The sequence below is a fragment of the Nocardioides pocheonensis genome, assembly GCF_003725535.1.
GTDB classification, from domain to species: Bacteria; Actinomycetota; Actinomycetes; order Propionibacteriales; family Nocardioidaceae; genus Marmoricola; species Marmoricola pocheonensis.
The window spans coordinates 129,356-136,723 of sequence record NZ_RJSF01000005.1 but is presented as its reverse complement, the minus strand read 5'-3'; the positions used below and the strand labels follow the sequence as shown (position 1 = coordinate 136,723).

The window sequence follows — 7,368 nt, the reverse complement described above, 5'->3', positions numbered from 1 at the left end:
TCCCGGCGCAGGCGTCGCCGTTCTTCCTCCCGGGCGCTGACGAGCGCGACTCGGGAGCGTTGCAGAGCGAGGCTCGCCCGGACCGCGTGCGCTGCCACGCCGACTTGCCGCGCCAGGTCGACCAGGAGGCGGCGATCCGACATGTGCAGTGGCTGGCCGGGTGCACGCGGCGACACGAGGAGTCGGCCGACCCGTTCGGCCTGGTAGGTCATCGGAAACTCCTCGACCGTCCCTGCCGGCCGTCCGTGCTCGGCCGCCATCGACCAGCCGGTCTCGTCGAGCAGCTCGACGGCGGCGTAGGGGAGTCGGAGGGCGTCGGTCACCGCCGTGACGACGCCGGGAAGCACGGTGTCGGGCAGCACCGCGTGCTCGAGCTGCCGGCCGATCCGGTTCATTGCTTCGTAGGGTCGCAGTCGGTCGCCGTAGAACACCTCGTCGACCGTTCTCTGGACCAGCGCGCGCAAGGGCTGGAACGCCGCCGCTGCAGCGACGGCCGCCGCGACGTGCTCCGCCTGCGTGGCGTGCCCACCGACGGCGGCCTCGACCATCGCGACGATCGCCAGGTAGATGCCGGCGACCAGGGCGCTGACGACGGCGTACGCCGCGGCGCGCCGGACGACCAGATCCAGGTCGTAGAGCCGGTAGCGAAGCACGGCGACACCCAGAAGCACGGGCATCACCAGGAGGGCGACCGAGATCAACACGTCGCTGACCACCGGCAGCGCGTCGTGCAGCAGCAAGGGCACTGGGAACAGCGAGACGCCGGCAAGGAACCACTTGAGCTGCTGTCGCTCGTCTCCACCGGATCGACGCCAACGCAGCACCAGCGTGACCAGGCCGGCGCACAGCGCCAGCAGCCCCAGCGGCGCACTGAGGGCGATCATCGTCGCCCAGAGACCGTCCAGCGCGGTGATGGCGTAGGGGTTGTCTCGACCCGGCACCGACTCGAGCCGCTGGGGCGTGAGCGCGTTGCCGAGGGTCGCCAGCACGATGAATGCCCAGCCGGCCCAGAGGGTGTGCCGCCATCGTCGGGACAAGGGCCGACCATCGGGAAACACCTGCGGGATGATGCCGGCGAACATGCCCATCGTCGGCAACGCGGCCGCGTCGGCGCGCCACGAGACGAACACGCCGGCCGGCAGTCCAGCGGACGGGTGCGCCGCCGCGTACCGGGCGTAGAGGCCACCGACCCCCAGCACCGTCAACGACACCGCGCCTGCGCAGAAGAGCGGGCCGATCCCGTTTCCCGGCCGCTGCCACACGACCAGCGCCCCGACCACCGCGAACGCGACTGCGCTCAGACCCATCAGCGCGTCGCCGAGATGCCCGCCGGCGGCACCGAGTACGACGGCGAGCAGCCAGGAGCCGGCCGTGACGGCGACGGCTGACGCCGCCGCCGCCCGGCCAACTCGCTGCATGTCACGTTGTCTCTGTGCCACCGGTCATCTCCTGCATGCCTTCGCCCACAGTGTCGCCGCCGCGACGGCTCCAGTCCCGCGGATCGGGGAACTCCCGCTCAGTGCAGGAGATTGCCGGCAACGGTGACGAGGATCGACGCACCCGCCGCGAACAACCCGAGGATGCGAGCCGCGGAGAATGCCCGGGAGTGCTGTGCGCTCTCCGATCCCGCGCGGCCGACCAGCGCTGCGGCGCTTCCGACGATCAACGGCAGGCCGCTCCAGAAGACGCCCAGTCCCAGCACGGAGACCGTGGCCAGGCCCACCGCCCAGCGGCGGCCGCCCGCCGTACCCGCATCGACCGCACGAAGAGCTCGCGGCGCCAGCACTCCGAACGTCACGATCGCTGCCACCGCAGCCATCACGAGGACGAACGGCATCCCCGACTTCTGGGAGTCAGGCGCCTGCGAGTCACCGTAGGTGCCGTAGACAACCAACGCCATCGCGAGGACACCTGCCACCATCCCCGCGCGGGCCGCGCGTGCGCGGCCGCCGTTCCCGCCGATCCGACCCTGTTCCACCACCGTCTGTGCCATGACCACTCCTTGGACGATTGAGCTGACCGAACGACCGTGCCGCCAGGGCTGTCCCACTGTCATGAGACTCGTGTCCCGTTCGTGTCGGGATCTTGCCGCTCCCACCCGGCTGGCCAGGCGCCATCGCTGGGAGGAGGATCCTGGTCATGGAGAGCCCCGCGAGCTTCGCCGATCAGCTGGCTGACGCCGCGCGCTCGATGCAGGGATGGGCGAGCACTCAACTGACGCTCGAGAAGGTCGTCCTGGTCGCCACCGAGATCATCCAGGGGTGCGATCTTGTCGGTATCTCGATCGTCCACAGTGAAGGGATCGACACTCCCGTGGGGAGCGACGAGACCCTGAACCGAACCGACGGACTCCAGTTCGTGCTCAAGGAAGGACCGTGCTTCGACGCGCTGCACATGGACGAGATCGTCCACAGCCGGGACCTGGCCAACGACAAGCGCTGGCCCAGGTGGGGGCCGATGGTCGCGAAGGAGGCCGGTGTCGCCTCCATCGTGAGTTACCGCCTGTACACGACCAGCGACACCCTCGGCGCGATGAATCTGTACTCAACCGAGCTCGACGCGTTCGACGCCGACGACATCAACAACGGTCAAGCGCTCGCCGCCCACGTCGGTGTGGCGCTGGCAGCTTCGCAACACGCGGAGCACCTCGAGACGGCAATCAACCATCGCACGACGATCGGACGGGCCGAAGGCATCCTGATGGAACGGTTCGGCATCCCACCCGCTCAGGCGTTTGCTGTCCTCCGCCGCGTCTCACAGCGGCGGAACGTCAAGCTGAATTGGGTGGCCGCGGAACTGGTCCGCACCGGGGAAACGCCGGCGTAGTGGGCGATCCGAATGCACGGCGGTGATTCTTCGAGCGCGACCTTGGCTCGTACCCTCGGACCACTGTGTGACGACGCAGTCTGTCGCGCGACGCGCCTGAGAGCCGATCAACCGCGTGCCGGCCGCGTCCTCAGCTGTGGGCTGGCGCAAGCGCGCGGATGACACGACGTGGCAGGAGCCACCCGGAAGGCGCAGTGCAGGGACGCGTGCTCGCGTGAGCCACGCGCCCCTGCACACCCCCGTCCGGCGCGCTCAGTGCGAGCGCGGAGACGCCTGCCGATGGGCGATGAGCCGTCGCCTCACGGAGTGTGCGTGGCCAGGATCGGCGTTGCGAAGCTGCGCCTCCGACCCCCTCGTCAACGCCGGCTGCCTGACCCCCGCCCGGTCGGAGTCGACGCCGTGGAACGGCATCAACGTGTCCCTGGCCTGCTCGATGAGCGTGGGTTCGCCAGCGATGACGCGCTGCGCGACATCGGACGGATCGGTGGCAGGTACGTCGTCATTTCGCTCGCGCGGCAGCCCGGCACGCGGACGGGTCGCAGCTCGGCGTGCGTGAGGGGTCCGGAACTGAGGGTCGGCGGGCGACATACCTGAGCCTCTCGAGGAGAGCCGTCACGACCACGACAACCGGCCGCAGGCTGCTTTCCCAACCACCGACCTCGAATGTAGGTGACGAACGTGAACCTGTCTACGCCGGCGGGTCGACGGGGAGCCTGCGGGAAGGGGTTCTGGGATCGGAGAGTGGGCGCTCGCACGCCCCTGGCGGCCATCGAAGTCACTGCCGAGCGCCCGTCGCCCGTCGCCCGTCGGTCACCGTGGGACTCGACGCGCGCGTGGTCGGTGAGCGCAGGGATGCCACCGTGCGAAGAGCCGTGCGGACCACGATGAGAGCAGCCACAGCAGTGGCGCCGCGCGCGAGGAGTCGGCACGTGCTCAGTCGAGGGTGACTGGCTCCAACGTCCACAGGACCTGGCCGGATTCTCCAGCGGAGGAAGCGGCCACCTGTGCCCACGCCTCGACGGGGGCAAAGGTCTCGAGCCAGCCGTTGAGCAGGCGGTCGGCCTCCTCTTCGCCGTACTGGGCGGAAAGCAGGACGCCAAGTTCCCAGTCCTCTTCGAGACTGCCGCCCTCGAGCATGAACGCATATGTGACGACGTCGTCCGCCGGCCCCCCGCTCGAGCGCATCACCCGCCACCGCCCGGCGAGGTCAGGACGTTGTGCCCGAACGGCGGGTAGAACGACCTCTGCAAGGAACCGTTCGAAGTCTTCGGCACGCTCCGCTCGGACCGGATTGAGACCTAGATGAAGCTGCTCGGTCATGATGCCCCCTGCTTGTCGTCGCGGCCTGAAGGGTCCAGTTCACCAGCGTGGACTCGGGAGCGGTCGGTGTCCAGAGTCCTGCTTGGGATGGGCAGCGTCGGAGCGCCGCCGACCCGCGGCTGAGACTTGGCACACCATCGGGACACCAGAGTGGATGCATTCGTCGGCGGCCCCGCAACCGGCGATGTCTGGGCTGACGGTCTTCCTTGTCGACGGCGACGTCATCGGCGTCGCGGGGGTTCTCCCGCTACGGCGGCTCACAGTGACCATCGCCAGCCGCTCATGTCTAGCCCAGCATTGACTTGGTCGAGATTATCCTTAGAGTTCTAACTATTCGAACTCTAAGAAAGAGTTCCGATCAAGGAGAACACCATGACCACTCTGCTCGTGCAGCACCAGGTGCAGAACTTCGACGACTGGAAGTCGGGTTTCGAGAACCACGAGTCCAACCGGCGCCAACACGGCTCGACCGGTCACCGCGTCCTGCGTGACGGCGACGCGGTCGCCATCCTCATCGATTTCCCCGACACGACCGCGGCTCAGGGCTTCGCGACCGACCCGGCGCTGAAGGAAGCGATGTCGAACGCAGGCGTCATCGGTGCGCCAGCGATCAGCTACCTCGACGACGTCGAGAGCGTGAGCTATTGAGCCCCGACGCCGAGCCCGTCGACGGCGGTCGCCCCGGCAGCGGGGAGACCGCCGTCGTACCACGCCATGTCGACCGCGCCGCGTTCGCCCGCGAGTTCCCTTCCGGGGACGCGACCGCGACGGAGTGCGCGCAGAACCTCATCCACACCGCCGACCTCTTCCGTGACGCGGACATGCGCGCCCTCCGCCATCACGGCCTGTCGATCCCGGCCCGCATCCTCCTTGCCACCCTCGACGGCGCCGAGCAGCCGCTCTCGCACTCCGCGATCGCCGAGCGCCTCTTCGTCACCGGTGCCAGCGTGACGTCGCTCGTCGACACGCTCGCGCGCAAGGGCCTGGTCCGCAGAGTCCCGGACACCTCTGACCGCCGCGTCATGCTCGTCGAGCTGACAGGCGCCGCCCAGCCGGTCATCGACGCCTACCTCGCCGAGATCACCACCCTTCACGCCCACGAGTTCGCCGTCCTCGACGATGAGGAGCGCGAGACCTTCGTGCGTCTCCTGGCCAAGGTCGCCGCCTCGATCGAGTCGCTCGACGTGGACGCCGTCATCGCGAGAAGCCGTCCCCGCAAGCGCCCGCGCAGGCCGCGCCGACGGGCCTGACCGGGGCTGATACGGCGCTGATACGGCGCCGACTCTGCCGTGCAGCTCGGCCACGAGGCCCGGAACCTGCGCGTCCCGAGCCGATGCGCGGCCTGGGCCCGCTGCAGCGACCGGTGAACCGTTCACGGGTCGGCTCCGTGTACGTCTATGACGGACCTCGTCCTCGTCCAGGGCGGTGGATCCCGTGACAGGAATGAACCAGCCGACACCTTGGAGGACACAGATGTCCACGTTGCGCTTGGCGACCGGCGCCACTCTCGCCGTCGCTGCCTTTGTGATCGTTCCCGCATCCGGCGCCTCGGCGCACGTGCACGGGATCACCCCGCTGCGCTGTACGCCCGCGCCGGCCAACGCGGGTGCCAACCAGACCAACGACACTCCGGCGGCGGCAGCCAACGGCGGTCCGATCTCGGATGTCATTCCGATCACAATGGGCGGCAACGTGACGTTGTTCGGCGAAGGCTTCGACGCCGCGGTCTGTTCCTGACCCGACCCCGCCCTCCGATCCAGGGGGACCTTCGCCGTACACGAAGTCGGCATGCGGCGGTGCGACGCGTGTCGGTCCGGACATCGTTCTCATGAGACGGTCCGGCTCACAGGGTCCCGGGACCCGTTGTCACGAGTCGTCCGACGACCCGCTGGCTGGAATGGCCCCATGCGGATCTCCGACTGTCCGGACCCGCCGCGGGGTTCTAGGTTCGACATCATGAGCACAGTTCTGGAGCGCCTCATCGAGGCACAGAATGACCACGACGCCGATCTCTTCGCCTCCCACTTCACCGAGGACTATCAGAGCGATCAACCCGCACACCCCGGACGCCGGTTCTCGGGACGAGCCCAGGTCCATGAGAACTGGTCCTCGGTCTTTGCTGGTGTCCCGGACTTCCGGGCAGACCTCCTGGCAACGTGTCGCGACCGGGACACGGAGTGGGGCGAGGTCTACTGGCGGGGCCACCACACCGATGGCTCAGGTTTCGCCATGTGTGGGGTCATCATCGCCACCATCCGCGATGACCGGATCGCCGCAGCGCGGCTCTACGTCGAGCCTGTCGAGGACACCGGTGAGGACATCGCCACCGCGGTCGACCAGCTCTACCGGCCGCCCTCCCAGGATTCCTGATCGACGCCCGAAGCGCACGGACGTCAGTACCGAACAGCGCTGCGCCACCTGTCAGCCATCCGAGTGCACAGGGCCGACCCGAGGCCCCTGCACGATGACCAGACATCCGTCGGGCACACATGCCGACCGCGTACCCGCCGACTGGCGGCGGACAACGATGCGTCTTCGCGGCGGTGTGACGCACAGCCCGACCGACGGGACTCCTGCACGCCCATGGGCTGCCACCTGAACACGATCCTCCAGTCTGAGCGTGCCGGGCATGCGTTCGGTGGCAGACTCCCGAACTGTGTTCAACAGGTACAGCTTTCGGAGCATGTGGCGGCTCGCCGCGCCACCCGGTGACGTGTATGCCGCGCTCGCTGAGCTGGCCGACTATCCGTCCTGGTGGCCAGAGGTCAGACGCGCCGAGTCTCGAGGCGGGAATACGTACGAGCTCACCTGTCGCTCGTTGTTGCCGTATGACCTCGTCTTCACCACCACCCAACAACGTCGTGACCCGGTCGCCGGCGTGCTCGAGGCGAGCATGGTCGGCGACCTGTCGGGGTTCTCGCGGTGGACGATCACTGCCTCAGGTGCGGGCACCGAGGCAGTGTTCGAGGAGGAGGTTGAGTTGAAGAAGGCGTCGCTGCGCCGGCTTTCGCCGGTGGCACGGCCCGCATTCCGCGGCAACCACACCTTGATGATGCGTCACGGCCACCGCGGCCTGACGGCATACGTGGCTGGCTACGGCCTTCGCGATCGCCAACGCCCGTAGCAGCCGCTCAAGGACGACGTGCGTCAGCTCTGGCCTGTCGACAGCTCAGACCTTCGCGGCTACGGAAAGACGCTGGTTCGTCGAGCGTGCGGATCGTG

General features: G+C 68.4%; 9 protein-coding genes. 6 read left to right on the top strand and 3 right to left on the bottom strand.

Translation table 11 applies throughout. The features are described from left to right. A partial coding sequence (locus tag EFL26_RS24010; protein ID WP_221176814.1) for a hypothetical protein occupies window positions 1-1,418 on the bottom strand: 1,418 nt, incomplete at its 3' end. A gap of 98 nt (window positions 1,419-1,516) precedes the next feature. Beyond that, complete coding sequence (locus EFL26_RS02860; RefSeq protein ID WP_123221386.1) at window positions 1,517-1,993, bottom strand: hypothetical protein; 477 nt, start codon at window positions 1,991-1,993, stop codon at window positions 1,517-1,519. 146 nt (window positions 1,994-2,139) lie between these two features. Between EFL26_RS02860 and EFL26_RS02855 the strand changes: the two genes are divergently transcribed. Beyond that, window positions 2,140-2,826 (top strand): GAF and ANTAR domain-containing protein, encoded by a 687-nt coding sequence (locus tag EFL26_RS02855; RefSeq protein ID WP_123221385.1) that lies wholly within the window; start codon window positions 2,140-2,142, stop codon window positions 2,824-2,826. Window positions 2,827-3,759: 933 nt separating this feature from the next. On the opposite strand, the gene EFL26_RS02845 is transcribed toward EFL26_RS02855, so the two are convergent. Next, window positions 3,760-4,146, bottom strand: a complete 387-nt coding sequence (locus tag EFL26_RS02845) for a hypothetical protein (protein ID WP_148046606.1) — start codon at window positions 4,144-4,146, stop codon at window positions 3,760-3,762. 372 nt (window positions 4,147-4,518) lie between these two features. On the opposite strand from EFL26_RS02845, the gene EFL26_RS02840 reads away from it, so the two are divergent. From EFL26_RS02840 to EFL26_RS02820, 5 genes are all read left to right on the top strand, one after another. Then, a complete protein-coding gene (locus tag EFL26_RS02840) occupies window positions 4,519-4,794 on the top strand; it encodes a hypothetical protein (protein ID WP_123221382.1) in 276 nt (91 codons plus the stop codon). Continuing rightward, on the top strand, window positions 4,791-5,396 hold the full coding sequence (locus EFL26_RS02835) for a MarR family winged helix-turn-helix transcriptional regulator (RefSeq protein ID WP_123221381.1): 606 nt from the start codon (window positions 4,791-4,793) through the stop codon (window positions 5,394-5,396). Before EFL26_RS02840 ends, EFL26_RS02835 begins: the two co-directional genes overlap by 4 nt. A 223-nt stretch (window positions 5,397-5,619) precedes the next feature. Beyond that, on the top strand, window positions 5,620-5,883 hold the full coding sequence (locus tag EFL26_RS02830) for a hypothetical protein (protein WP_123221380.1): 264 nt from the start codon (window positions 5,620-5,622) through the stop codon (window positions 5,881-5,883). A 168-nt stretch (window positions 5,884-6,051) separates the two neighbouring features. Continuing rightward, a complete protein-coding gene (locus EFL26_RS02825) occupies window positions 6,052-6,516 on the top strand; it encodes a nuclear transport factor 2 family protein (protein ID WP_183408002.1) in 465 nt (154 codons plus the stop codon). Window positions 6,517-6,829: 313 nt separating this feature from the next. Continuing rightward, entirely contained in the window at window positions 6,830-7,270 is a 441-nt protein-coding gene (locus EFL26_RS02820; protein WP_221176813.1) for an SRPBCC family protein, read from the top strand. The last annotated feature ends 98 nt before the right edge of the window (window positions 7,271-7,368 follow it).